Raw genomic sequence first — 25,194 nt, 5'->3', positions numbered from 1 at the left:
TGGTGAGCGCACGCGTAAACGGCCCGCTGCTAAGGCAATAGGCCGTAGCTCCGGACGAGCGCGGCGATATTCCCGCTCCGCTCGTACAGATTTACAGCGCCGGGCGTTGCTCTACGGCCCGTACAGCACGAGCTCCGTGTCGGTGAGGTCGCCGAGCTGTGGCTGGTGCGGGCCCCTGAAGTATTTCCGGCCGCGCCGCTCGGTGTAAATGCCGACGAGACCGGGAACCGGACCGTTGGCATCGACGGCCACCGCGATCTTGCCGAGCCGCAGCAGCAGCCGTCCGATGCGGCCGGCGCATTCGGCAAATTCTGCGGTGCTCCGGCAATAGATCAGCTTCATGGCGGGCGGTGCGATGAAACCGCGGCGGATGCGCACCGGTTGCAGGATGAAGGGGAAGGTTCCCTTCGGCGTGCGGCACACCAGACTGAGGCAATTGTAACGCGCATGTCGCGTCAAAAGCTCGGTCTCCGCCTCGGAAAGCCCCTTGATCTCCTTGGCGTGCGGCGGAATGACCTCGATCTCGTTCCAGCGCGGGACGCGCGCTAGCGCAGGGACCGAGAAGAATATGCCGCGGCAATAGGCGCGAAAGCCCTGCGTCTCGATGATTGGCCAGGTCCACTGCGCCGGGCTGATGTTGAAATAAGTGACGTGCTTGTGCCGCTGGGCGATCTTGGTCAGCAGCGGCGCGTAGTTGCGGTAGGCCGGGTCGACATACCAGCTCGACAAATTGCACCGGATGGCGGTCTCTTCGCCCTCCTTGCGTGAGGTGTAGATCAAGAGCAGCACGCCGACCGGCCTGCCGTCGTCGTCGAGCATGTAGCCGAAGCGCGGATAGCCCTCCGGCGCGGCCCGGAAGGCCTGCCGGCGCAGACCCTGGATCCAGTAGTCGCGTGAACGGCCGACGAAGCCGCGCGTCAGCAAGTCCGCGATCCTATCGACGTCGGACTCGGTGATCTCGCGGCATCGGACCTTGGTATGGATCACGCTCGTCTTGCCCGTGGAAATGGTCGGCCTCGTGAGGTCTATCGTTTCAGCATGATCTTCTCGGAAAACCGCTCCGCACTTTTCCGGATCATGCTCTAGCGCCAGCCTTCGCCATGGGCCTCGGCCGCGACAGGCGGCTGCAGGCTCAGGACGTCCCGCACCTTGGCGGGCCAGGCGGAAAGATCGGTGCCGTGGGTGTGGAACATGGCGACGGCCAGGCGGTCCATGCCGAAGGCAACGCAGCCGGTGTGCGCCGGCTCGCCGTCGGCGTCCTGGATTCCCCAGGTCGTACCGAAATGCTCGCGGTGATAGTTGAAGCTCATGCACGCCGTCGGCTGCTCTTCCGAGCGCAGCGGGATGAGCAGCTCGAACTTGAGCTGCTGCTGCTTCTGGCTCACCGCCTTCATTTGGCCGACCCGGCCGAAGAACGGATCGCTGGCATAGTCGACGCGGAAGCTGAGGCCGAGGTCGGTCGCGATCTTCTGCGCGCGCACCATCCAGCGCTCGCGGAAATCGGCGACGTTGTCGGGGCTGCCGATGCAGACATATTCGCGCATGCGGAACGATTGCAGCCGGTCAAGATGCTTCGACGGCTCGCGGCGGAAGCAATCCGCGGCAACGTCGAAGCGCAGCCCGCCCTTCGGCAATTGGCCGCGGCTCGCCGCGATCGGATAGACCGGATAGCAGGCGGCCGGCGACAGCACGAGATCGGCCGGCGACAGCGAAGTCGTCCAGTCGCCGCCGGCATCGAAGCGGCTCACTGCGGCGTTGATCTCGCGTTCGGTGCCGTGCAGGCCGCAGACGCAGCCGAGCAGGTTCGGAAAGCTCTTGAGATAGCCGGACTTCTCCAGCTGGGAGCGGCTCATCACCGGCGGGAAGCGCATCACCTCGGTGCCGGCCTCGCGATAACCGGTGATCAGCGCGGCGAGCTTCTCGACGATGCCCTCGTAGAGCGCGGTGCGGGCATAGACGCCGTCGGCGCCCATGCGGTGGAACAGCTTGTCGGCGAGATGATCGAGCGGATCGATCATTTGCGGGGCGGTGGTGGGCGAGTCGGGGAGGACGGCAATATTCATGGTTCGATGTCCTGCTATCTCAAAATTGTTCTTGTTGAATCGGCCGCGGAGGTACGTCAGTCGCGAAGGCTCGCCGGCACCCCGCTCATCAATGTCGATGTCGCGGCATTGGCCAGGATCCGGTCGTTGTTGATCATGATCGGCGACGACAGCACGTCGCGGAGGTGACGGCCCATGGTGAACTCGCCGTCGTTGCGATAGCCGGCAAGTCCCGCGGTGCGCATCGCGTGCATCACGGTCTCGACCGCGAGCTCGGAGGCCTGCACCTTCAAGAGCGTGATCGAGGACTGGAAGTCGAGCGAGCTCAGAGCACGCTCGTCATGCTCGACGCGGGCGAAAGCGTCGATATTGGCTGATATCAGCGCGCGCAGCTTGGCCAGCGACATCTTGGCGGCGGTGAAGTGCGCCGCGGCCGGGGGCATCTGTCCGCCGGACGAGCGGGCCGCCTTGCGGATGAAGGCCTGCGCGCGCGTCACCGCCGCAGCGGCGATGCCGGCCCAGGCCGACGACCAGCACAGATGCGCGAACGGCGTCATGGTCTGGGCGTGGATCTTGTCATAGGATTCCGGGAAGATGCGGTCGGCGGGGCAGTCGACCTTCAGCTCGAACCCGGTCGAGCAGGTGCCGCGCATGCCGAGCGTTTCCCAGCCCAGCGTCCGCTTCAGCGAATAATCGTCCTTGGCGAGCGCCAGCAGCACCTGGTCGGAGGCGGCGGCTTCGGTGGCGCGGCGGGCGATGGTGACGAGGCCATCGGCTTCGGCGCCGTAGGAGATCACGGTGGCGTCGCGCACCAGCGAGACGGTATCGCCGGCATGGTCGACCGCAGCCGCGCTGGCGCGGATGTTGCCGCCGTTCTGGCCTTCGGTGGTGGAGGAGGCGAGCAGCCACTGGTCGCGGGCGACCCGGCGCATCATGGTCTCCATCCAGGGGATGCCATGGCCGTGCCTGATGACGCAGGCGACCTTGGTCTGGTGCATCGCGTAGATCATCGCCGTGGACGCGCAGGCGCGTCCGAGCGTGTAGCAGATGTCGGTGACGTCATGGATCGAGGCGCCGAAGCCGCCGAACTCGACCGGAATCATCACGCCGAGCAGCTTCTGCTCGCGTGCGACGTCGAAAGCCCGGTGCGGGAAGCGGGCGTCGCGATCGACCTCGTCGGCGTCGGCCGCGGCCGCTGCGGCGGTCCGGGCGGCGCGCTCGATCAGGGAGGGACCCTGCTCGAGAAAGCTCGCCTGCATTTCGTCGACAGTGAGGACTGCTTCACGCACGTTCATGCTCGTCCGCCTCCGGTTTGCCGTTCGAGATCGCCGGCATCATTCGCGATGCCGCTTGAGGCGATCCTCCAGCCATCTTTGCTTGTGAGACGAGGCTACGGATTTAATTCAAATTCGTCGATGAAATAGAGGGTAAACAAAACCCAATTCCGAACGAACAGTTAAGGCCCGGTTGTTCGCATCACCGGATTCTCCGGCATCGCGTTAGGACTCTGGAAGAAGGGCTGGATTTCCGACAATCTGAGTCATCGTTTACTAAGAATCGCGAAGTATTGGTGCCGCCCATTGCAGGACCGGCAGCCCGCACCCATCGTAGCCGGCAGTCCGGTCCGCCTCCGATAGACAGATGGGAATTTGCCGATGCAGGCCTTTGATACCGTTTTGCGCAATCGCATCATCAAGCTGGTGAAGGGCATCCTCGAACAGAATTCGCTCACCGCGAACGTTACGCCTTCGGCCAAGCTCGTCGATATCGGCCTGACCTCGATGGACATGGTCAATCTCATGCTCGGCGTCGAGGCCGAATTCGACTTCACCATTCCGCAGTCCGAGATCACGCCGGAGAATTTCCAGTCCGTCGAGACGCTGGAGCGGATGGTCGCGATGCAGCTCCAGCCGGCGACCGCGGCTTAACAGGGGCGCATCTCCCCCCGTTCCAAATCCGCCGCAAAACTGGCATAGCTTAACCATGTCACATTTGGCGGACAGGGTGGAGCAGGCATGACGCAGGCGGTATTGGGCATCATCGGCGGCTCGGGCATCTATGACCTGCCCGGCTTAGAGGGTGCGCGCGAAGAGGTGATCGAGAGCCCCTGGGGCGAGCCGTCGGCTCCTTTAAGGCGTGGCTCCATCGCCGGCCTGCCGATCGTGTTCCTGCCCCGGCATGACAAGGGGCACCGGCTGTCCCCCTCCGACATCAATTATCGCGCCAACATCGACGTGCTGAAGCGCGCCGGCGTCACCGATTTGATCTCGCTCTCGGCCTGCGGTTCCTTCAGGGAGGAACTGCCGCCGGGCACCTTCGTTCTCGTCGACCAGTTCGTCGACCGCACCCATAAGCGCGAGAGTTCGTTCTTCGGCCGCGGCTGCGTCGCGCATGTGTCGATGGCGCACCCGGTCTCGCCACGGCTGCGCATCCATCTGGCGGCCGCCGCGGAAGCCGAAGGCATCGCGATCGCGCGCGGCGGCACTTATGTCTGCATGGAAGGGCCGCAATTCTCCACTTACGCCGAAAGCATGACCTACAAGACGCTGGGCTACTCGGTGATCGGCATGACCAATATGCCCGAAGCCAAGCTCGCCCGTGAGGCGGAGATCTGTTACGCCACCGTCGCAATGGTGACGGATTTCGACTGCTGGCATCCCGACCACGATGCGGTCACTGTGCAGGACATCATCCGCGTGCTGAATTCGAACGCCGACAAGGCGAAGGCGCTGGTGGCGCGGTTGGCCAAGGATTTTCCGCGTGAGCACGAGCCGTGCCCGATCGGTTCGGACCGTGCGCTCGACACCGCGCTGATCACGGCGCCCGAGGCGCGCGATCCCGAGCTCCTGAAGAAGCTCGATGCGGTGGCCGGGCGCATCCTGCGAGCGTGAGACGCAAGACAAACGAAAAGGCAGAATGCCATGAAGGTCGACGGCAAGCATTTCCGCAGCATCTGGCGCGAGCGCGACGGCTGGTTGGTCGGCGCGATCGATCAGCGCCGGCTGCCGCATGAATTCGTCATTGCGCGGCTGACCTCGTGTGAAGATGCGGCCGTTGCAATCAGGGACATGCTGGTGCGCGGCGCGCCGCTGATCGGCGCCACGGCCGCCTACGGCATGGCGCTCGCGATGCGCGAGGACGCTTCCGACGCCGGGCTGCAACGCGCCTATGACACGCTGGTCGTGGCGCGGCCGACCGCGATCAACCTGAAGTGGGCGCTGGACGAGATGCGCGCGGCGCTCGCGCCGATCGATCCGGCGGAACGGGCGGAAGCAGCCTATGCACGCGCCGACGAGATCGCCGAGCAGGACGTCGAGATCAACCGCGGCATTGCCGACAACGGCCTGAAGCTGATCGAGGCGACCGCGGCGAAGAAGCCGGGCGAAGTGGTCAACGTGCTGACCCATTGCAACGCCGGCTGGCTCGCCACCGTCGACTGGGGCACGGCGACGGCGCCGATCTATCTTGCGCATGAGCGCGGCATCAAGGTCCATGTCTGGGTCGACGAGACGCGTCCGCGCAACCAGGGCGCCTCGCTCACGGCCTGGGAGCTCGGCCATCACGGCGTGCCGCACACGGTGATCCCGGACAATACCGGCGGGCACCTGATGCAGCACGGCATGGTCGATCTCGCCATCGTCGGCACCGACCGCGTCGCCGCCAATGGCGACGTCTGCAACAAGATCGGCACTTACCTGAAGGCGCTTGCCGCGCATGACAATGGCGTGCCGTTCTACGTCGCGCTGCCGTCGCCGACGATCGATTTCGCCGTCCATGACGGCATCCGCGACATCCCGATCGAGCAGCGCAGCGGCGTGGAGGTCACCGACATGACCGGCCGCACCGCCGACGGCCGGCTGGAGACGGTACGCATCGTGCCCGAAAACTCGCCGGTCGCGAACTACGCCTTCGACGTGACGCCGGCGCGGCTCGTCACCGGTCTCATCACCGAGCGCGGCGTGCTGAAGCCGGATCGCGCCGCGCTGGCGGCGGCGTTTCCGGAGCGGATCTCTACGGCGGCGAAGTAGATTTGGTTGGGCGATATCTCGCCACAACCGTCATTGCGAGCGCAGCGAAGCAATCCAGACTCCCTCCGCGGAAAGACTCTGGATTGCTTCGCTGCGCTCGCAATGACGGCGTATGTCGAACTACCCCAGCTTCAGCCCCGTCGCCGTCTCCAGCTCCGCGATCGCCTGCGCCTCGCTCGTCACCTTGATCGTGGTCATGCCCATCTGACGCGCCGGCTTCAGGTTGACGCCGAGATCGTCGAGATAAACGCAATTGTTCGGATCGACCTTCAGCGTCTCGACCATCATCTGGTAGATGCGTGGATCCGGCTTGCGCAGACCGATCTTGGCGGATTCGATGACGTGATCGAACAGCACCATGACTTCGGCGATGTAGAGAGAACGCCCCGTCATGCTGCCGATCGCGTTGGCCGGCAGATTGTTGGTGATGCAGCCGGTCTTGAATTGCGCCTTGATGCGCTTCAGGGCCTCGACCATCTCCGGGCGCAGATCGCCCTGCAGCAGCGGCAGCACGTCTCGGCCGCGCACCTCCGCACCGAGCGCGAGCGATTCGGCGGCGAACAATGCGTCGAACGTCTCGATGTCGACCTCGGCCCGCTCGAATTTGGCCCAGGCGTTTTCCAGATGATTGGCGGCGTTGGTGCGCCGGATGATATCGGCGGGCAGGCCGCGCTCGGTCTCGAACCGCGTGAACGCCTCGAAGGGCGAGCTCGTCAGCACGCCGCCAAAATCAAAGATCACCGCCTCGATCGCCAATGTCCTGCCCTCGTCAATTGCTTTCCAAGAGGGCTAGCATGCGCTATCGGCAAGAGCCAGTCCGAAGCAATCGCCCGCCTTCATCGATGCCGATGCGTGTTCCCATGAAGAAGCTCGCCACCCTCATCGCAGCTACGCTGCTGCTCGCTGCGCCCGCTCACGCCATCGTCGGCGGCGGCACGCCGCAAGCCGATGGCGTCGCCCGCGCCGTCGTCACCATCGTCGGATCGCGCGGCAATTTCTGCACCGGCAGCCTGATCGCCCCGAGGCTGGTGTTGACGGTCGCCCATTGCGTGCAGCCCGGCGCGGATTACAAGGTGGTCGATCGCGGCGGCGACGGCCAGCCGCAATTGCTGAACGTGCGCACCGTCGCGATCCATCCGAACTTCAACATGCAGGCGATGCAGGCGCATCGCGCCACCGCCGACGTGGCGCTGCTGCAGTTGGAAATTCCACTGAAGGGAAAATCCACGGTGACGGTCGGCATGCCCACGATTCCAATTCAGGTCGGCAGTCGCTTCGTCGTCGCCGGCATCGGCGTCACGGTTCTCGGTGATGGCAAGAGCGGCGGCACCACGCGCGTCGCCGGCCTCGTTGCGACCGGACAGCCCGGCACGCTGCAGATCCGTCTGGTCGATCCCGTAACCAACGGTGTTCGCGGCGGAATTGGCGCCTGCACCGGCGATTCCGGCGGCCCCGTGTTCGAGGACAGGTCGAACGGTCCCGTGCTCGTCGGCCTCATCAGCTGGTCGACAGGACCGAACGGCGCCGCCGGTTGCGGCGGCTTGACCGGCGTGACGCCGCTGACGCTCTATCGCGACTGGATCTTGCAGACCGCGCGGAGCTGGGGTGCGGCACTGTGATTTGACCGCGACTTGATCTATGTCATTTTGAAGCGGAGGCGCGGCGGGTGATCATGCCCGTCGCGGAGGAAACGCGCCGTCCAATCAAGGACGGCCACAAAGACAAGCAAGGCATAGAAGCAACAATGAATGTCGCTGTTCGCAGTCACGCCACGGCCAAACAGGCTTCTGAACATTTCGACGTGCTGATCGTCGGCGCCGGCATATCCGGCATCGGTAGCGCCTATCACATCCAGAAGCAGCTGCCGGGCACGAGCTACGTCATCCTGGAGACGCAGGAAACATTCGGCGGCACCTGGAGCACACATCGCTATCCCGGTATTCGCTCCGACAGCGATCTCCACACTTTCGGCTACAGCTTCAAGCCTTGGGTCGGCCCGCCGATTGCGACCGCCGAAGAGATCCTCTCCTATATGAAGGAGGTGATCGACGACAACGATATCGCGCGGCACATTCGCTACAAGCACAAGATCAATTCCGCGAGCTGGTCGAGCGAGCAGAATCTCTGGACCATCGACGCCGTGACGACCGACACCGGCGAGCCCAGGACCTTCACGGCGAACTTCCTCTGGATGTGCCAGGGCTATTATCGGCATTCCGAAGGCTACACGCCGGAATGGAAGGGCATGGACCGTTTCAAGGGCCGCATCGTCCATCCCCAGACCTGGCCCGACGATATCGACCTCACGAACAAGAAGGTCGTCGTGATCGGCTCGGGCGCAACCGCGGCAACACTGGTGCCGAACATCACCGACAAGTGCGCCCATGTCACCATGCTGCAGCGCTCGCCGACCTATTTCCGCCTCGGCCGCAACGCCATCGAGATCGCGGAAGAGCTGCGCCGGTTGCAGGTCGATGAAGCCTGGATCCACGAGATCGTGCGGCGCAAGATCCTGTTCGAGCAGGATGCGTTCACCAAGCTCTGCGTGTCCAAGCCCGAGCAGGTGAAGAAGGAGCTGATCGGCCAGATCAGCGCCGTGCTCGGTCCCGACTACGACGTCGAGACCCATTTCACGCCAAAATACCGGCCGTGGCGGCAGCGCATCGCCTTCGTGCCGGATGCCGATTTGTTCAAGGGCATCGCCAGCGGCAAGGCCTCCGTCGTCACCGACGAGATCGAATGCTTCGTCGAGAACGGCATCCAGCTCAAGTCCGGCAAGCTACTCGAGGCCGATGTCGTCGTCACTGCGACCGGCTTCAATCTTGCCGCGCTCGGCGATATCGCCTTCGAGATCGACGGCAAGCCGCTCGCCTTCGGCGACACCGTCACCTATCGCGGCATGATGTTCACGGGCGTGCCGAACATGGTCTGGGTGTTCGGCTATTTCCGCGCCAGCTGGACGCTGCGCGTCGATCTCGTCGCCGATTTCGTTTGCCGGCTGCTCGGGCACATGAAGGCGAAGGGTGCAAAGAAGGTCGAGGTCAAGCTGCGACCTGAAGACCACAACATGCCGATCCTGCCCTGGATCGATCCGGAAAACTTCAACCCCGGCTACATGATGCGCAACATGAACCTGCTGCCCAAGCGCGGCGACAAGCCGGAATGGCAGCACAGCCAGGATTACTGGACCGAGAAGGACGAGATTCCGAAGACGGACCTGGACGACAAGGCGTTCGTCTACAGTTGACGATGCCGATGTAAGGCGAGGTTAGCGATCGCCACTGTCGTCCCGGGGCGCGAAGCGAGCCCGGGACCCATACTCCCAGGCGGTGGTTATAGAGCGAGCTGGTCACTCCGAGCCTTCGCCAAACTACTCCCTGGGGTTATGGGTCCTGGATCGGCGCTCCGCTTCGCTGCGCTTGTCCGGGACGACACCATTTGCTCGGTTGGCAGCGCCTCAACTCATCTACACCACGCTCAAGAATTCCGCCGCGTCGCATTCGCGGCGATCGCGGCCGCGGCGGTCCGGTTCTCGACGCCGAGCTTGGCGTAGATCTGCTCCAGGTGCTTGTCGACGGTGCGCGGGCTGAGGCCCAGAATTTGCGCGATGTCGCGATTGGTCTTGCCCTTGCTGAGCCAGGCCAGCACCTCGCCTTCGCGCGTGGTGAGGCCGAGCTCGCTGGTGAATTCGGGCGGCAGCGCGGTGCCGGCTTCCTTGGACAGCCGCAGCAGGAATTCGTTCGGCGCGGTCTCGCCCATGTAATAGAAGCGGAGCTGCGGACTATCGGGCAGCGACGCGGCCTGGGATTTCGAGCCGCTCTTGGCCTTCGCCTGCTCGAGCCATTGCAGCAGCGTCGGCGGCAGCACGAAGTCGTCGGTCTGCGCGCCGTGATGATCGGATAGCAGCTTCTGCGCCTGCGGCGTCGCCCACAGCACGCTGCCCTGGCGATTGACCGCGAACAGGAAACGGCCGGAGACGTCGAGCGCGGCGCGCGCGCTCTGGGTCAGCCGGGCATTGCCGAGATGGACCCGGATGCGCGCGAGCATCTCCTCGATCACGATCGGCTTGGTCACGTAGTCGACGCCGCCGGCCTCCAATCCACGCACGATGTGCTCGGTTTCGGCCAGACCCGTCATGAAGATGACTGGGACATTGGCGAGACCCGCATCGCGCTTGAGCCGGCGGCAGGTCTCGAAGCCGTCGATGCCGGGCATCACGGCATCGAGCAGGATGATGTCGGGCGTGATCTGGTCGATGATGCGCATCGCCGCGGCGCCGTCGAGCGCCACCATCACCGTCATGCCGGCGCCGTCGAGCGCGTCGGTGAGCAGCCGGAGCGTCTCCGGGGAATCGTCGACGACGAGCGCGACGTCGCGCTTCTTCGATTCAATGCTCATAAGCATGCAACGTCTTCAATGTGTCCATGTACTGGTCGAGATCGAAGCGATCGACCAGCGACCGCATCTGCGCGACGAAGTCGGCATGCTCGGGGTGCTCGCTGCCGATCTCGTCCAGCTTCAGCTGGATGCCCTTGACGTAGCCGATCTGGCCGAGCCCGATCAGCGCCTCGATGTGCCGCAGCGGCGGCTTCGATCCGGTCTCCGGATGCCAGAACGGCACCGCGACCTCATGCGAGCCGTATTGCCATTCGATCTTGAGAAGCTGGCGAATCGTCGCCAGCAGCCGCGGGATGTCGATCGGCTTCATCAGGTAGCCGTCATGGAAGGGCTGCGCCAGCGGCGTGCCATGAGCCTCGAGCGCGCTTGCCGACACCATCAGGATGCGGGCCTGATGATGGCCGCTGGCGCGCAAGGCCTCGGCGACCGCCCAGCCGTCCATGGCAGGCATCGAGATGTCGAGCAGGAACAGATCGGGCCGGCAATGCTGCGCCAATGCGAGGCAGCCGGCGCCGTCGGGTGCGCTGAGCAGGATGAAGCCGAGCGGCGTCAGCACCTCGCGCAGGAGGTCGCGATGCACGGGATCGTCGTCGGTGACGAGGATGGTCTTGCGCGGGCCGTGATACCCTGAGACCGGCGCCTCCACCGGCGCGATCCGCTGGGGATTGGCGACCTCCGAGAGCAGGATCTTGACCCTGAAGGTCGAGCCGGTGCCGACCGTGCTCGTGACCTTGATGTCCCCGCCCATCACGCCGGCGAGCAGGCGGCTGATGGTGAGCCCGAGGCCGGTGCCGGTCTGCGGCTGCGACGCGCCGAGCGCACCCCGCTCGAATGGCGCGAAGATGCGTTCGAGGTCGTCGCCCTGGATACCCGGGCCGGTGTCGATCACCTCGAACTCGGCGACCGGGCTGCGGTAGTGCACCACGAACTGCACGCTGCCGGACTGGGTGAACTTGATGGCGTTCGAGAGCAGGTTGATCAGCACCTGACGCAGCCGCTTCTCGTCGGCATAGACCACCCCCGGCAGCGTCGGCGGCCGCCTGAACACGAAGTCGATGCCCTTGGCGGCGGCCTGGAGGCGGAACATGCCGACGAGCTGGTCGAGGAACTCGCTCAAGCGCACCTCGTCGCGCGACAGATACAGCCGCCCCGCCTCGATCTTGGAGATGTCCAGGATGCCGTCGATCAGGCCGGAGAGATGGTCGGCGCTGCGGCGGACGACGCGGACCTGGTCGCGGGGCTTGGCGCCGAGCGTCGTATCCTGCTCGAGCAGTTGCGCATAGCCGCTGATCGCATTGAGCGGCGAGCGCAGCTCGTGGCTCAGGCCGACCACATAACGGCTCTTGGCGAGGTTGGCGGATTCGGCGACCTCCTTGGCACGCTGGAGCTCGGCGTCAGTGCGCTTGTGCGCGTCGATCTCCTGGATCAGCAGCGCGGTCTGCCGCCGCGTCTCGGCCTCGGCGGCGCGGCGGCTCTGCTGCGCCAGCACGAACAGCCACGCCACCACGCCGATGATGATGCTGAGGGAGAAGAACACTTTCCACAGCACGTCGGACACGAGCTCGTTGTCGCCGTGCACGTTCGCCGACGTCTGTAGATAGATGAGTCCCAGCACCAGGGCGATCAGGCCGGCGGAGACCACGAACACGCCGATATAGTGGCCGACTTGCGAGTTGATCCGGGCGTAGATCGGCTGCGGCATCAGCCGGCCCAGCGTCTCCGACACCTGCGCCTGGAATCTCGCATGCGGCTTGCAGAGATCGTGGCAGCGCGCGTCCAGCGAACAGCACAGCGAGCAGATCGGGCCGGCGTAAGCGGGGCAGGAGGCCATGTCCTCCGGCTCGAACGAGTGCTCGCAGATGCAGCACTGGATCGCCTCGATGTTCTGCCAGCTCCGCTTCGGCTTGCGCGCGATGTAGTATTTGCCGCCTGTGGCCCAGGCGATCAACGGCGCCGTGAGGAAGGCCGCCGCGAGCGCGATGAAGGCCGACAGCGCCTTCGCGGTCGGCCCGAACAGGCCGTAGAAGGCGCTGATCGAGACGATGGTCGCGATCGTCATCGCTCCCACGCCGACTGGATTGACGTCGTAGAGATGCGCGCGCTTGAACTCGATCTGCTGCGGCCGCAGTCCGAGCGGCTTGTTGATGACGAGGTCGGCGACCAGCGCGCCGACCCAGGCGATCGCGACGTTGGAATAGAGCGCCAGCGTCTGCTCCAGGGCCTTGTAGACGCCGATCTCCATCAGCAGCAGGGCCACGACGACGTTGAAGACCAGCCACACCACGCGCCCGGGATGGCTGTGGGTCAGGCGCGAGAAGAAGTTCGACCAGGCGATCGAGCCGGCATAGGCGTTGGTGACGTTGATCTTGACCTGCGACAGGATCACGAAAGTGCCGGTCAAGGCCAAAGCGAGGTCGGGCTGCGACAGCACATAGCGGAATGCTTCGAGATACATGTGCGCCGGCTCGGCGGCTTCTTCGGGCGGCACGCCGTGGCTGAGTGCGAAGAAGGCGAGGAACGAGCCCGCCAGCAGCTTCAGCGCGCCCAGCACGATCCAGCCCGGCCCCGCGCTCATCAGCGCCATCCACCAGGAGGCCCTGGAGGCGCGGCGGTCGCGCGGCAGGAACCGCAGGAAGTCGACCTGCTCGCCGATCTGCGCCACCAGCGAGAACACGACCGAGGCCGCAACGCCGAACAGCAGGAGATCGAAATGCCCGTTGAGGTCGCCGTGCTCGCCGGAGAACTTGTGCCACTCCGCAAACGAGTGCGGGTTGTGCCAGGCGATCGCGGCAAACGGAATGATGTGAAGGATCACCCACAGCGGCTGCGTCCACAATTGGAAGCGGCTGATCAGCGTGATGCCGTAGGCCACCAGCGGGATGATGACGACGGCGCTGATGAGATAGCCCACCGGCCGCGGAATCCCGAAGCACATCTCGAGCGCGGATGCGAGGATCACGGCCTCGATCGCGAAGAAGATGAAGGTGAAGGAGGCGTAGATCAGCGAGGTGACGGTCGAGCCGATGTAACCGAAGCCGGCCCCCCGCGTCAGCAGGTCGATGTCGATGCCGCATTTGGCGGCATAATACGCAATAGGCACCCCGCAGCCGAAGATGATGATGGAAACCACGACGATGGCGGCAGTCGCGTTGGTGACGCCATAATTCAGCGTGATGGTCCCGCCGATCGCCTCCATCGCCAGGAACGAGATCGCGCCCAGTGCCGTGTTGGCGACGCGGGCGGCGGACCAGCGCCGCGCGCTCTTGGCGGTGAAGCGCAGGGCGTAATCTTCCAGCGTCTGGTTGGCGACCCATTGATTGTACTGGCGCCTGACGCGGTCTATTCGCTGCCGCCCTGCCACTTAACCCCACTCCCGATACGGACCCGGACCCCTCGCAAATTCCGTACCAGAAGCCTACGTCGGCATTTTGCGGTGCAGTATACGCGATCTTGCGTATGCGTGGGCTGCATAAATTCGAGCCATCCTCACGGGCACCAATCGCGTGTTCTCGAACAAAAGTGGGGTGCTCATGTCAGACGAAGCAAACAAGGGCCTGTTGTCGCCGCTGCGGCGCAAATTATTGATGGGAATGGCCGCGGTCCCGGCCATCACCATGCTGCCGCGCGGGTCATTTGCGCAGGCGCCGGCGACCTCGGCGGTCAACACCACGGGTCTGGCCGTCACCGACACCGAGGTCACGGTCGGCATCCTGCATTCGGCGACCGGCACCATGGCGATCTCCGAGACCGGCTCGATCCAGGCCGAAAAGCTTGCGATCGAGCAGATCAACGCGGCCGGCGGCGTGCTCGGCCGCAAGATCAAATTCATCCAGGAGGACGGCGCATCGGACTGGCCGACCTTCGCCGAGAAGGCGAAGAAGCTCCTCGTCAACGACAAGGTCGCGGCGATCATGGGCTGCTGGACCTCGGCCTCGCGCAAGGCGGTGCTGCCGGTCGTCGAGCAATATAACGGCATGCTCTACTACCCGACCTTCTACGAAGGCCTCGAGCAGTCCAAGAACGTCATCTATACCGGCCAGGAAGCGACCCAGCAGATTCTCGCCGGCCTGAACTGGATCGCCAAGGAGAAGGGCGCCAAGTCCTTCTTCTTCATCGGCTCGGATTACATCTGGCCGCGCACCTCCAACAAGATCGCGCGCAAGCACGTCGAAAACGTGCTCAAGGGCAAGGTCGTCGGCGAGGAATATTATGCGCTCGGCTCGACGCAGTTCAACTCTGTCATCAACAAGATCAAGCTGACCAAGCCGGACGTGATCTTCACCGACGTCGTCGGCGGCTCCAACGTCGCCTTCTACAAGCAGCTCAAGGCGGCCGGCATCGATCTCTCCAAGCAGGCACTGCTGACGATCTCGGTGACCGAGGACGAGATCGACGGTATCGGCGGCGAGAACATCGCGGGCGCCTATGCCTGCATGAAGTACTTCCAGTCGCTCGACAATGCGAACAACAAGGCTTTCGTCTCGGCGTTCAAGAAGATGTGGGGCGAGAAGACCGTGATCGGAGACGTCACCCAGGCTGCCTATCTCGGCCCGTGGCTGTGGAAGCTGACGGTCGAAAAGGCCGGCTCTTTCGACGTCGACAAGATCGCCACGGCTTCGACCGGCGTCGAGTTCAAGGGCGCGCCGGAGGGCTATGTGCGCATCCATGAGAACCATCACCTCTGGTCGAAGACCCGGGTGGGGCGCGCCAAGCTCGATGGCCAGTTCGAGCTGATCTACGAGACCGCCGATCTCGTCGAGCCGGATCCGTTCCCGAAGGGTTACCAGTAAGAAGCGTTACCGGTAAGTCGCGGCGCCCGTCGCACCCCCTCAAGGCAAAACCGCTCCCTGGCGTGGATCGCAAGTCCATGCCTCAAGCCCCCGCGTCGCGAACCTGCTCGCGACGCGGGACCCTTTCCCGACGGAGGACACGGATGTTCGGCGACTATTCGATTGGCGACCTCGGCTCGATCTTCGTCATGCAGGGATTTGCCGGACTGATCCTGTTCTCCGTCTATGTCCTGATGGCGCTCGGCCTTGCGATCATCTTCGGCCAGATGGGCGTCATCAACATGGCCCATGGCGAGTTCATGATCCTCGGCGCCTACGTCACCTGGATGACCTCCAATCTCTTCCAGGCTAATTTGCCGAGCCTGTTCAGCGGCTACTTCTTCCTCGCGATGATCCTGGCCTTCTTCGCCTCCGGCGCCTTGGGGATGCTGGTGGAATGGGTGCTGATCCGGCACCTCTACAAGCGCCCGCTCGACACGTTGCTCGCCACCTGGGGCCTCAGCCTGATGCTGCAGCAGGCCTATCGCTCGGTGTTCGGTGCGCGCGAGGTTGGCGTCGAGCTGCCGCAATGGATGCTGGGCTCGCTCCGCGTCACCGACAGCATCGAGGTGCCGATCAACGGCGTCTTCGTGATGTGCCTCACCGTGCTGATCACCATTGCCGTCGCCTACGTTCTCTACATGTCGCGCTGGGGCCGTCAGGTCCGCGCGGTCGTGCAGAACCGCATCATGGCCGGCGCGGTCGGCATCAACACCGAGAAGGTCGACCGCTACACCTTCGGCCTCGGCTGCGGCATCGCCGGTGTCGCCGGCAGCGCCTTCACCATGATCGGCTCGACCGGGCCGACGTCGGGGCAGCTCTACATCGTCGACACCTTCCTCGTCGTCGTGTTCGGCGGCGCCGCCAGCCTGCTCGGCACCATCGCCTCGGCCTTCTCGATCTCGCAGACGCAATCGACGCTCGAGTTCTTCATGTCGGGCTCGATGGCCAAGGTGCTCACGCTGCTCGCCGTCGTCGGCATCCTGATGCTGCGGCCGCAGGGTCTGTTCGCCCTCAAGGTCCGCAAATAACGAGAAGCAGGCAAGTCATGATCATCAACTCACGCTTCTTCAACCGATCCGAACTGATGGGCTTCATTGCGCTCGCCGCCGTGCTGTTCGTGATCCTGCCGCTGACGCTGGATGTGTTCCGCCTCAATCTGGTCGCGAAATATCTGACCTACGCCTTCGTCGCGATCGGCCTCGTGCTGTGCTGGGGCTACGGCGGCATCTTGAGCCTGGGGCAGGGCGTGTTCTTCGGCCTCGGCGGCTATTGCATGGCGATGTTCCTCAAGCTCGAGGCCTCCAGCGTCGAGAACACCAAGATCCAGTCGACGCCCGGCATCCCCGATTTCATGGACTGGAATCAGATCACGGCGCTGCCGTTCTTCTGGCAGCCGTTCCACAGCCTCACCTTCACCATCCTCGCCATCATCCTGGTGCCCGGCCTGTTCGCTCTGATCATCGGCACCGCGATGTTCAAGCGCCGCGTCGGCGGTACCTATTTCGCGATCATCACCCAGGCCGTCGCCGCCATCCTCACCATCCTGATCGTGGGACAGCAGGGCTATACAGGCGGCATCAACGGCATGACGGACCTGCGCACGCTGAAGGGTTGGGATATCCGGCCCGATCACGCCAAGATCGTCCTGTACTTCGTCGAGGTGGTATTGCTGTTCGCCTGCATCGGCATCGCGCAGTTCATCCGCCTGACCAAGCTCGGCCGCATCCTGGTGGCGATGCGCGAGCAGGAGGATCGCGTCCGCTTCTCCGGCTACAGCGTCGCCAATTTCAAGATCTTTGCCTTCTGCATGGCCGCGATCTTCGCCGCGATCGGTGGCGCCATGTTCGCGCTCAACGTCGGCTTCATGTCGCCGTCCTTCGTCGGCATCGTGCCGTCGATCGAGATGGTGATCTACACCGCGGTCGGCGGACGGATGTCGATCTTCGGCGCGGTCTGGGGCGCGATCCTGGTGAATTTCGCCAAGACCAGCCTGTCGGAATCCTTCCCGCAACTCTGGTTGTTCGGCCTCGGCGCGCTGTTCATCGCGGTCGTGCTCGCTTTCCCCAACGGCCTGTCCGGGCTCTGGGCCGACTACGTGCAGCCGCGCATCGACCGGCTGTTCGCCTCGCGCAAGGCGAAGGAGAACTGGACCGACAATTCCGTCGCCGACGGCGCGCCGGCAGAGTGAGGAGGCGATCATGCTCATCGGTCATCAGCCCAAGGACTTCCTGCTCGCGGTCTCCGGCCTCACCGTCTCGTTCGACGGGTTCAAGGCGGTCAACGATCTCTCGTTCTATGTCGAGGAGAACGAGATCCGCGTCATCATCGGTCCCAACGGCGCCGGCAAGACCACGGTGCTCGATTTGATCTGCGGCAAGACCAAGGCGACCTCGGGTTCGATCCAGTTTCGTGGCAAGGAGCTCACGAAGATGAAGGAGAACGAGATCGTGCAGACCGGCGTCGGGCGCAAGTTCCAGACGCCGTCGGTGTTCGAGGATCTCACCGTATTCGAGAACCTCGAGATCTCGTTTCCGCGCGGCCGCACCGTGTTCGGCTCTCTGACCTTCCAGCGCGACCAGCTGGTGAAGGAGCGGGTCGAGGAGGTCGCGGAGATGATCTTCCTCAAGGACAAGCTCAATACCTATGCCGACGAGCTCAGCCACGGCCAGAAGCAGTGGCTCGAGATCGGCATGCTGCTGATCCAGGATCCCGACCTCTTGATGCTCGACGAGCCCGTCGCCGGCATGAGCGTGTCCGAGCGCGCCAAGACCGCCGAATTGCTCAACCGCATCATCAAGAACCGCTCGGTGCTGGTGATCGAACACGACATGAAGTTCGTCGAGGACATCGCGCACAAGGTCACCGTGCTGCACCAGGGCCAGATCCTTTCGGAAGGGACCATGGAGAAGGTGAAGAACGATCCCAAGGTCATCGAAGTGTATCTCGGCCACTAAGGAGCGCGCTGATGCTGGCTATTTCCGATCTCCACGTCGCCTACGGCCAGAGCGAGGTGCTGCACGGGCTCAACGTCAAGGTCGCGGCGAACGAGATCGTCGCGATCATGGGCCGCAACGGCATGGGCAAGACCACGCTGATGAAGTCGCTGATGGGCATCCTGCCGGCCAAAAGCGGCTCGGTGAACATGGACGGCGCCGAGCTCGGCAATCTCAAGAGCTTTGAGCGCGTCGCCAAGGGCCTCGCCTATGTGCCGCAGGGCCGCATGATCTTCTCCACCATGACGGTGAAGGAGAACATCGAGACCGGGCTCGTCGTCTCCGGCGGCTCCGATGTGCCTGACGACATCTACGAACTGTTCCCGGTGCTGCTCGAGATGAAGGGCCGCCGCGGCGGTAATCTCTCCGGCGGGCAACAACAACAATTGGCGATCGCGCGCGCGCTCGCCACCAAGCCGAAGGTGCTGCTGCTGGACGAGCCGACCGAAGGCATCCAGCCCTCCATCATCAAGGAGATGGCGCGCACCCTAAAGCGCATCCGCGACGAGAAGGGGCTCTCGATCGTCGTTTCCGAGCAGGTGCTGAGCTTCGCGCTCGACATCGCCGACCGCGTGCTGGTGATCGAGAACGGCGAGATCGTGCGCGACGATCCGCGCGATGCCGTCGATGCCGCGCAGGTCTCGAAATATCTGTCCGTCTAACCAACCGTGTAAAAGGGGAGCATCTCGATGCCAGAGACACTGATCAAGGTCGATCTCACCAAGTCGGCCTATGAAAATGACATGGTGCACAACCGCTGGCACCCCGACATCCCGATCGTGGCTTGGGTCAATCCCGGCGACGATTTCATCATCGAGACTTATGACTGGACCGGCGGCTTCATCAAGAACAACGATTCAGCTGATGACGTGCGCGACATCGACCTGTCGATCGTGCACTTCCTCTCCGGCCCAATCGGCGTCAAGGGCGCCGAGCCCGGCGACCTTCTCGTGGTCGACCTGCTGGACGTCGGTCCGCTCAAGGAGAGCCTGTGGGGCTTCAACGGCTTCTTCTCCAAGCAGAACGGCGGCGGCTTCCTCACCGACCATTTCCCGCTGGCGCAGAAGTCGATCTGGGACATCAAGGGTCTCTACACCTCGTCGCGTCACGTGCCCGGCGTCAACTTTGCCGGTCTGATCCATCCCGGCCTGATCGGCTGTCTGCCCGATCCGAAGATGCTGGAGACCTGGAACAAGCGCGAGGCCGAGCTGATCTCGACCAACCCGACCCGCGTGCCTGGTCTGGCCAATCCGCCGTTCGCGCCGACCGCCCATGGCGGCCGCGCCAAGGGCGATGTGAAAGCCAAGATCGGTGCCGAGGGTGCGCGCACCGTGCCGCCGCGCGAGCATGGCGGCAATTGCGACATCAAGGATCTCTCGCGCGGCTCGAAGATCTACTTCCCGGTCTACGTGCCCGGCGCGGGCCTTTCGATGGGCGATTTGCACTTCAGCCAGGGCGACGGCGAGATCACCTTCTGCGGTGCGATCGAGATGGCGGGCTGGCTGCACCTGAAGGTCGAGGTGATCAAGGATGGCATGTCGAAATACGGCATCAAGAATCCGATCTTCAAGCCGTCGCCGATCACGCCGAACTACAAGGACTATCTGATCTTCGAGGGCATCTCGGTGGACGAGGCCGGCAAGCAGCACTATCTCGACGTCCACATCGCCTATCGTCAGGCCTGCCTCAACGCCATCGAATATCTCAAGAAGTTCGGCTATTCCGGCGCCCAGGCCTATTCGATCCTCGGCACCGCGCCGTGCCAGGGCCACATCTCCGGCGTGGTCGACGTGCCCAACGCCTGCGCCACGCTATGGCTGCCGACCGAGATCTTCGACTTCGACGTGATGCCGTCGGCGGCCGGACCCATCAAGCACATCACCGGCGACATTCAGATGCCGATCTCGCCGGACAAGTGACGCCGCGCTCCCTCTCCCCGTTCTCACGGGGAGAGGGTTCGGGGTGAGGGGCTGTCTCCACACGCACGGTGGCAGCGAGTTGTGTGAACAGGTAAGAGCGTAGGTGATGCGATGCCGGTCTACGAATATCTCTGTGACGACTGCGGTCCCTTCAAGGACCTGCGCCCGATGGCGGAATGCGACGATCCGCAGAGCTGCCCCCACTGCGAGACGATGGCGCCCCGCGTCATCCTGACGGCGCCGAACTTCTTCTGCATGCCGGCGGAGAAGCGCAAGGCGCACGTCGTCAACGAACGCAGCACGCACGCGCCGCAGACGCTGGCGCAATATAAAGCCTCGCACGGCCCGGGCTGCGGCTGCTGCTCCTCGGGCAAGACCGTGAAGGACAAGAGCGCGGCGGACAGGACAAAGCCGGCGCGGCTGATGACCAAGACCAAAAGCGGCGCCAAGGGCTTTCCGACCGCACGTCCCTGGATGATCAGCCACTAACCCACGCCAGCATCAGACAACAGGAGCGCTCCACATGCTTCACGGTGACATCTCCAGCAGCAACGACACGGTCGGCGTCGCGGTGGTCAATTACAAGATGCCCCGCCTGCACACCAAGGCCGAGGTGCTCGACAACGCCCGCAAGATCGCCGACATGATCGTCGGCATGAAGGTCGGGCTGCCCGGCATGGATCTCGTGATCTTCCCGGAGTATTCCACACAAGGCATCATGTACGATGCCAAGGAGATGTACGAGACGGCGTCAATGGTGCCGGGCGAGGAGACCGCGATCTTCGCCGAGGCCTGCCGCAAGGCCAAAGTGTGGGGCGTTTTCTCGCTCACCGGCGAGCGTCACGAGGAGCATCCGCACAAGGCGCCCTACAACACCCTGATCCTGATGAACGACAAGGGCGAGATCGTGCAGAAGTATCGCAAGATCATGCCCTGGGTGCCGATCGAAGGCTGGTACCCCGGCAATTGCACCTATGTCTCCGAGGGCCCCAAGGGTCTGAAGGTCAGCCTGATCATCTGCGATGACGGCAATTATCCGGAGATCTGGCGCGACTGCGCCATGAAGGGCGCGGAGCTGATCGTGCGCTGCCAGGGCTACATGTATCCGGCCAAGGAGCAGCAGGTCATGATCTCCAAGGCCATGGCCTGGGCCAACAACGTCTATGTCGCGGTCGCCAATGCCGCCGGCTTCGACGGCGTCTATTCTTATTTCGGCCACTCCGCGATCATCGGCTTCGACGGCCGCACGCTCGGCGAATGCGGCGAGGAGGATTACGGCATCCAGTACGCCCAGCTGTCGAAGCATCTGATCCGCGACGCGCGCCGCAACGGCCAGTCGCAGAACCATCTCTACAAGCTCGTTCACCGCGGCTACACCGGCATGATCAATTCCGGCGACAGCCCGCGCGGCGTCGCCGCGTGCCCGTATGATTTCTACAAGAACTGGATCAGGGATCCCGAAGGCACGCGCGACATGGTCGAGGCAATGACCCGCGCGACGCCGGGCACCGAGGAATGCCCGATCGACGGCATCCCGAACGGCGCGGCGGCCGGCAATTACTGAGCCGTCGCCGATTCCGCCTTACCCTCCCCTGGAGGGGGAGGGTTGATCGCGCGTAGCGCGAGCGGGGTGGGGTGATCCCTCCTCTCGGGCGCTGTTGGATGGGGAGAGACCGTCACCCCACCCCGTCTCACATTTCGCTACGCTCCATGTGAGCCGACCCTCCCCCTCCAGTGGAGGGTAAGAAAGAGGCGTTACCGCTTCTGCTCGGTGGGCCTGCGCGGGGGCCGCGGCGGCGCCGGCGTGCCGCTCATCTTGTTGGCGGCCTCGCTGACGTCGAGCAGCGAGCGGCGAATGTCGTCGAGGTAGGCCGCCGATTTCTTCTTCATGGTGCCGGCAAGCTCGTGCAGTCCCTGGATCTTCTCGAACAGCTCGTCGGCCTTGCCGTCGACGAAGCCCGGCACCGCGCCCTCGATCTTGGCGACCGCCTTGTCGAAGCCCGCAAAGGCGCTGTCGACCTTGGCCATGACCGAATCGATCTCGGCGCCCTTGCTCCTGAGGTCGGCGGTATAGGTCTCGAACGTGTGCAGGCCCTCCTTGATTGCGGGGGCGTTGTTCACGATGGTGCGGTCGACGCTGTGCAGGGTTTCGACGATGGTTTCGGCGTCGCTGAGATCGGCCGTCAGCACCGGGATGCCGTCCGCGTCCAGCGGCACCGGCGGTGCAGAGGGGGCGCCGCCGATGAGTGAGATCGCGGCAATGCCGGTGAGGCCCTGGAACTCGATTCCGGCCACGGTGTCCTTGCGGATCGGCGCGGTGTTGTCGAGCATGACGAGTGCCACGATCCTGCGCGGACTATCCAGCTTGATCGACAGGATCTGGCCGGCGGGCACGCCGTCGAAATTGACCGGCCCGCCGCGGCGCAGCCCGCTGGCGGAGCCGCCCTCGAACACCACGCGCAACTGGCTGCGGCTCTGGATGGTGCGCCATTTCTGCGCGCCGAGCAGGCCGCCGAACGCCACGGCGATCGCCGCCAGCGTTGCCGTTCCGATCACAAGATTGCTCGCGCGTGCCATGCAGGGGCGATTTTACGGCCAAAGCGGGGAAGTTGGAAGGAGCCCGCGATGTTACGTAGGGCGGGTTAGCGAAGCGTAACCCGCCACCATCTCTCGTACGCCTGGGGATGAATTGGTGGATTACGCTGGCGCTAATCCACCCTACGGCACGGCGCGACGTTAATGCCCGGCCGCCCGCTTTGCCGCAGCATTGTTCAGCACGATCAGGGCATCGACGGCCACGCCCGTCCTGGTGTTGATCAGGAACGGGTTGATGTCGATCGAGGCGATGCGATCGCCCGCATCCGCGATCAGGTTGGACAGCCCGACCAGCGCCTTCACCGCCGAGGCCTCGTGCAAGACCGGCCTGCCGCGATAGCCGCGCATCTTGACGCCGGCCTTGGTGCGGCCGATCAGGAGCCGTGCCTCGCTCTCATCCAGCGGCGCGCCGGCGAGCGCGACGTCCTTCATCAGCTCGATATCGATGCCGCCGGTGCCGAACAGCACGACCGGCCCCATCTCTGCATCGAGCGAGGCGCCGACGACGAGCTCGAGCTCGGCCTTGACTTGCTGTGCGATCAGGATGCCGTCGAGCTTCGGCTTGCCCTTGAGCTTCGCCACGCGCGCGGTGATGTCGGCGAACGCCTTCTTCACCTCGGCTGCGCTGTTGAGGTTCAGCACCACGCCGCCGATGTCGGACTTGTGCAGGATCTCCGCACTGACGAGTTTTGCCACGACCGGAAAACCGATCTGCTTGGCAATCTTGATGGCGTCCGCCGCGGTCTGTGCGATCGCCTCCTTCGAGATCGGGATGCCGTAGGCCTTGAGCAGCTTCTTCGAGGCGACCTCGTCGAGCGCAGCACCGGTCGCGGATGTCAACGTCTTCTCCAGCACGGCGCGGGCGGCGGGTTTCGAGCTCGAGACGATATCGGGCACCTCCTTGCGCAGCTTCGCATAGGCGAGCAGCGACTTGATCGCGGTCACCGCGCGGTCCATGCCCTGCATCACCGCGAGATGCGGCAGCGACTTCCGCAAGTCCTTGGTGTATTCGGTGAAGCCGATCGACATCGCGCTGATGTAGATCACCGGCTTGCCCGCCTGGCTCGCCATCTCGTTGACGATGCGCAAATTGCGCTCGCGCAGCTCATGCGGCGCCTTCGGCAGCTCGGCATCGACGATGACGATGTCGATATCGGGATCGTCGATCATCAGCTTGATCGACTTCATGTAGACGGAGGGATCGACCACCGCGGCGAAGCCGGCATCGAGCGGATTGCCGACGATCGAGCCGGGGCCGAGCATCTTCGCCAGCTCCGCGCTGACATGCGGGCTCAGCGGCGCGAAATTGAGGCCCGCGGCGTAGAAGGCGTCGATTAGCATGCCGCGCTTGCCGCCGGACAGCGTCACCGCGGCGAGCCGGTCGCCTTTGGGCAAGCCAGCGTGGACGAAGCACTCGGTGGTCTCGATCAGCTCGTCGAGGCCGCCGACCCGGATCACCCCTTCGCGCGTCGCGATCGCGTCGAACGTCTCGATCGAGCCGGCGAGTGCGCCGGTATGCGCCATCGCCGCGGCGCGGCCGCCTTCGGAGGCGCCGAGCTTGAGCGCGATCACGGGCTTGCTCGCCGCGCGCGCCGCCTTGCAGGCATCGCGGAACGCCTTGGTGTTGCGCACGCCTTCGAGGTAGACGACGATCACCTTGATGCTCGGATCCTCGGCGAAGTAGCGCATCAGATCCGGCGTCTCGAGCCCGGCCTCGTTGCCCGTGGTCACCATGTAGCCGACGCCGACACCCCGGTCTTCCAGCGTCTGGCGGATCGCCATGACGATCGCGCCGGATTGGCCGGCGATCGCCACCGCGCCCTGTTCCATGGTGACGATGCGATCGTCGATATTGGTGAAGAGCTTCTCGCCGGCGCTCAAATTGCCGAGGCAGTTCGGGCCCGTGACCGCGAGCCCCGTCTCGCGCACCGCAGCCTGCAATTCGGCAGCGAGCTTTTGGCTTTCGTCATCCTGCAGCTCGCTGAAGCCGGAGGTGACGATGGTGGCCGACCGCGCGCCGGCTGCGGCGGCATCGCGGATCACCTGCACGGCAAAGCGCGCAGGCACCAGCACCAGGACGTGATCGGGCTTCTCCGGAAGACTCGCAAAATCCTTGTAGCAGGGAACGCCCCAGACGGTATCGCGCTTGGCGTTGACCGGATAGAGCCCGCCTTCGAAACCATACTTGATCAGATTGTTCCAGATGCGCTCGGCATAATTGCCGGGCTTGTCGGTCGCGCCCACCAGCACGATGTTGTGCGGGTGCAGCATTGCGTGGATGCCCTTGACGATGTCGCTGGCATCGGGCGGCGGAGACCATGGACGTGATGCGGGCGCAGCAGACACACGGGCTTCCATGGCGTGACCTCACCTGTTGTTCTTATTGG

Annotated in this window: 21 protein-coding genes; 13 read left to right on the top strand and 8 right to left on the bottom strand. The window is 64.2% G+C overall.

Translation table 11 applies throughout. The annotated features are described in order from the left end of the window. Window positions 1-111 precede the first annotated feature (111 nt). From N2605_RS33315 to N2605_RS33305, 3 genes are all read right to left on the bottom strand, one after another. Window positions 112-987: a GNAT family N-acetyltransferase gene (locus N2605_RS33315; RefSeq protein ID WP_225148604.1), complete on the bottom strand. Its 876-nt coding sequence runs from the start codon at window positions 985-987 to the stop codon at window positions 112-114. Window positions 988-1,082: 95 nt separating this feature from the next. Then, window positions 1,083-2,063 (bottom strand): amino acid--[acyl-carrier-protein] ligase, encoded by a 981-nt coding sequence (locus N2605_RS33310; protein ID WP_225148603.1) that lies wholly within the window; start codon window positions 2,061-2,063, stop codon window positions 1,083-1,085. 56 nt (window positions 2,064-2,119) lie between these two features. Continuing rightward, a complete protein-coding gene (locus N2605_RS33305; RefSeq protein WP_057025945.1) occupies window positions 2,120-3,337 on the bottom strand; it encodes an acyl-CoA dehydrogenase family protein in 1,218 nt (405 codons plus the stop codon). Window positions 3,338-3,697: 360 nt separating this feature from the next. Here N2605_RS33305 and N2605_RS33300 point away from each other — a divergent pair, with 360 nt between their 5' ends. The 3 genes from N2605_RS33300 to mtnA all read left to right on the top strand — a co-directional run bounded on the left by N2605_RS33300 (window position 3,698) and on the right by mtnA (window position 6,070). Further along, window positions 3,698-3,970, top strand: coding sequence for a phosphopantetheine-binding protein (locus tag N2605_RS33300; RefSeq protein ID WP_036002155.1), 273 nt, complete (start codon window positions 3,698-3,700; stop codon window positions 3,968-3,970). An 87-nt stretch (window positions 3,971-4,057) separates the two neighbouring features. Further along, window positions 4,058-4,933 (top strand): S-methyl-5'-thioadenosine phosphorylase, encoded by an 876-nt coding sequence (locus N2605_RS33295; RefSeq protein WP_057025947.1) that lies wholly within the window; start codon window positions 4,058-4,060, stop codon window positions 4,931-4,933. A 30-nt stretch (window positions 4,934-4,963) separates the two neighbouring features. Continuing rightward, window positions 4,964-6,070: an S-methyl-5-thioribose-1-phosphate isomerase gene (gene mtnA / locus N2605_RS33290; protein ID WP_260345066.1), complete on the top strand. Its 1,107-nt coding sequence runs from the start codon at window positions 4,964-4,966 to the stop codon at window positions 6,068-6,070. Window positions 6,071-6,190: 120 nt separating this feature from the next. Here mtnA and N2605_RS33285 read toward each other — a convergent pair whose 3' ends face one another. After that, window positions 6,191-6,826 (bottom strand): HAD-IA family hydrolase, encoded by a 636-nt coding sequence (locus tag N2605_RS33285; protein ID WP_260345065.1) that lies wholly within the window; start codon window positions 6,824-6,826, stop codon window positions 6,191-6,193. A 104-nt stretch (window positions 6,827-6,930) separates the two neighbouring features. Here N2605_RS33285 and N2605_RS33280 point away from each other — a divergent pair, with 104 nt between their 5' ends. Further along, complete coding sequence (locus tag N2605_RS33280) at window positions 6,931-7,689, top strand: S1 family peptidase (RefSeq protein ID WP_036023917.1); 759 nt, start codon at window positions 6,931-6,933, stop codon at window positions 7,687-7,689. A gap of 125 nt (window positions 7,690-7,814) precedes the next feature. Beyond that, complete coding sequence (locus N2605_RS33275) at window positions 7,815-9,317, top strand: flavin-containing monooxygenase (RefSeq protein ID WP_036002183.1); 1,503 nt, start codon at window positions 7,815-7,817, stop codon at window positions 9,315-9,317. A gap of 230 nt (window positions 9,318-9,547) precedes the next feature. Here N2605_RS33275 and N2605_RS33270 read toward each other — a convergent pair whose 3' ends face one another. Then, complete coding sequence (locus N2605_RS33270; protein WP_081494488.1) at window positions 9,548-10,474, bottom strand: response regulator; 927 nt, start codon at window positions 10,472-10,474, stop codon at window positions 9,548-9,550. Then, window positions 10,458-13,829 carry a hybrid sensor histidine kinase/response regulator gene (locus N2605_RS33265; RefSeq protein WP_260345064.1) on the bottom strand — a complete coding sequence of 1,124 codons (3,372 nt, stop codon included), beginning with the start codon at window positions 13,827-13,829 and terminating at the stop codon, window positions 10,458-10,460. Before N2605_RS33265 ends, N2605_RS33270 begins: the two co-directional genes overlap by 17 nt. 169 nt (window positions 13,830-13,998) lie before the next feature. Here N2605_RS33265 and urtA point away from each other — a divergent pair, with 169 nt between their 5' ends. The 8 genes from urtA to N2605_RS33225 all read left to right on the top strand — a co-directional run bounded on the left by urtA (window position 13,999) and on the right by N2605_RS33225 (window position 21,776). After that, window positions 13,999-15,258, top strand: coding sequence for an urea ABC transporter substrate-binding protein (urtA, locus tag N2605_RS33260; RefSeq protein WP_036002134.1), 1,260 nt, complete (start codon window positions 13,999-14,001; stop codon window positions 15,256-15,258). Window positions 15,259-15,401: 143 nt separating this feature from the next. Next, window positions 15,402-16,328, top strand: coding sequence for an urea ABC transporter permease subunit UrtB (gene urtB / locus N2605_RS33255; protein WP_225141260.1), 927 nt, complete (start codon window positions 15,402-15,404; stop codon window positions 16,326-16,328). Window positions 16,329-16,345: 17 nt separating this feature from the next. Further along, window positions 16,346-17,488 (top strand): urea ABC transporter permease subunit UrtC, encoded by a 1,143-nt coding sequence (urtC, locus tag N2605_RS33250; protein WP_260345063.1) that lies wholly within the window; start codon window positions 16,346-16,348, stop codon window positions 17,486-17,488. Between the two features lie 10 nt (window positions 17,489-17,498). Then, complete coding sequence (urtD, locus tag N2605_RS33245; protein WP_057025953.1) at window positions 17,499-18,254, top strand: urea ABC transporter ATP-binding protein UrtD; 756 nt, start codon at window positions 17,499-17,501, stop codon at window positions 18,252-18,254. 11 nt (window positions 18,255-18,265) lie between these two features. Then, on the top strand, window positions 18,266-18,955 hold the full coding sequence (gene urtE, locus N2605_RS33240) for an urea ABC transporter ATP-binding subunit UrtE (protein WP_260345062.1): 690 nt from the start codon (window positions 18,266-18,268) through the stop codon (window positions 18,953-18,955). Between the two features lie 27 nt (window positions 18,956-18,982). Beyond that, window positions 18,983-20,212 (top strand): formamidase, encoded by a 1,230-nt coding sequence (gene fmdA / locus N2605_RS33235; RefSeq protein ID WP_157285379.1) that lies wholly within the window; start codon window positions 18,983-18,985, stop codon window positions 20,210-20,212. Between the two features lie 111 nt (window positions 20,213-20,323). Further along, complete coding sequence (locus tag N2605_RS33230) at window positions 20,324-20,701, top strand: FmdB family zinc ribbon protein (RefSeq protein WP_260345061.1); 378 nt, start codon at window positions 20,324-20,326, stop codon at window positions 20,699-20,701. Window positions 20,702-20,735: 34 nt separating this feature from the next. Beyond that, window positions 20,736-21,776 carry an aliphatic amidase gene (locus tag N2605_RS33225; protein WP_225144868.1) on the top strand — a complete coding sequence of 347 codons (1,041 nt, stop codon included), beginning with the start codon at window positions 20,736-20,738 and terminating at the stop codon, window positions 21,774-21,776. 191 nt (window positions 21,777-21,967) lie between these two features. Here the strand turns inward: N2605_RS33225 and N2605_RS33220 are convergent, their stop codons facing one another. Both N2605_RS33220 and N2605_RS33215 read right to left on the bottom strand, forming a co-directional pair. Further along, on the bottom strand, window positions 21,968-22,789 hold the full coding sequence (locus N2605_RS33220; protein WP_036002108.1) for an MlaD family protein: 822 nt from the start codon (window positions 22,787-22,789) through the stop codon (window positions 21,968-21,970). Between the two features lie 159 nt (window positions 22,790-22,948). Beyond that, window positions 22,949-25,165: an acetate--CoA ligase family protein gene (locus tag N2605_RS33215; protein ID WP_260345060.1), complete on the bottom strand. Its 2,217-nt coding sequence runs from the start codon at window positions 25,163-25,165 to the stop codon at window positions 22,949-22,951. Window positions 25,166-25,194 lie beyond the last annotated feature (29 nt).

This window comes from Bradyrhizobium yuanmingense, assembly GCF_025200905.1.
Lineage (GTDB): Bacteria > Pseudomonadota > Alphaproteobacteria > Rhizobiales > Xanthobacteraceae > Bradyrhizobium > Bradyrhizobium yuanmingense.
This window is presented reverse-complemented; position numbering and strand designations above follow the sequence as displayed.

Bases quoted from the DNA above. Each gene is read 5' to 3' on its own strand.
- N2605_RS33310 (WP_225148603.1), bottom strand. From the start codon at position 2,063: ATGAATATTGCCGTCCTCCCCGACTCGCCCACCACCGCCCCGCAAATG.
- N2605_RS33305 (WP_057025945.1), bottom strand. From the start codon at position 3,337: ATGAACGTGCGTGAAGCAGTCCTCACTGTCGACGAAATGCAGGCGAGC.
- N2605_RS33300 (WP_036002155.1), top strand. From the start codon at position 3,698: ATGCAGGCCTTTGATACCGTTTTGCGCAATCGCATCATCAAGCTGGTG.
- N2605_RS33295 (WP_057025947.1), top strand. From the start codon at position 4,058: ATGACGCAGGCGGTATTGGGCATCATCGGCGGCTCGGGCATCTATGAC.
- mtnA (WP_260345066.1), top strand. From the start codon at position 4,964: ATGAAGGTCGACGGCAAGCATTTCCGCAGCATCTGGCGCGAGCGCGAC.
- N2605_RS33280 (WP_036023917.1), top strand. From the start codon at position 6,931: ATGAAGAAGCTCGCCACCCTCATCGCAGCTACGCTGCTGCTCGCTGCG.
- N2605_RS33275 (WP_036002183.1), top strand. From the start codon at position 7,815: ATGAATGTCGCTGTTCGCAGTCACGCCACGGCCAAACAGGCTTCTGAA.
- N2605_RS33270 (WP_081494488.1), bottom strand. From the start codon at position 10,474: ATGCTTATGAGCATTGAATCGAAGAAGCGCGACGTCGCGCTCGTCGTC.
- urtA (WP_036002134.1), top strand. From the start codon at position 13,999: ATGTCAGACGAAGCAAACAAGGGCCTGTTGTCGCCGCTGCGGCGCAAA.
- urtB (WP_225141260.1), top strand. From the start codon at position 15,402: ATGTTCGGCGACTATTCGATTGGCGACCTCGGCTCGATCTTCGTCATG.
- urtC (WP_260345063.1), top strand. From the start codon at position 16,346: ATGATCATCAACTCACGCTTCTTCAACCGATCCGAACTGATGGGCTTC.
- urtD (WP_057025953.1), top strand. From the start codon at position 17,499: ATGCTCATCGGTCATCAGCCCAAGGACTTCCTGCTCGCGGTCTCCGGC.
- urtE (WP_260345062.1), top strand. From the start codon at position 18,266: ATGCTGGCTATTTCCGATCTCCACGTCGCCTACGGCCAGAGCGAGGTG.
- fmdA (WP_157285379.1), top strand. From the start codon at position 18,983: ATGCCAGAGACACTGATCAAGGTCGATCTCACCAAGTCGGCCTATGAA.
- N2605_RS33230 (WP_260345061.1), top strand. From the start codon at position 20,324: ATGCCGGTCTACGAATATCTCTGTGACGACTGCGGTCCCTTCAAGGAC.
- N2605_RS33225 (WP_225144868.1), top strand. From the start codon at position 20,736: ATGCTTCACGGTGACATCTCCAGCAGCAACGACACGGTCGGCGTCGCG.
- N2605_RS33220 (WP_036002108.1), bottom strand. From the start codon at position 22,789: ATGGCACGCGCGAGCAATCTTGTGATCGGAACGGCAACGCTGGCGGCG.
- N2605_RS33215 (WP_260345060.1), bottom strand. From the start codon at position 25,165: ATGGAAGCCCGTGTGTCTGCTGCGCCCGCATCACGTCCATGGTCTCCG.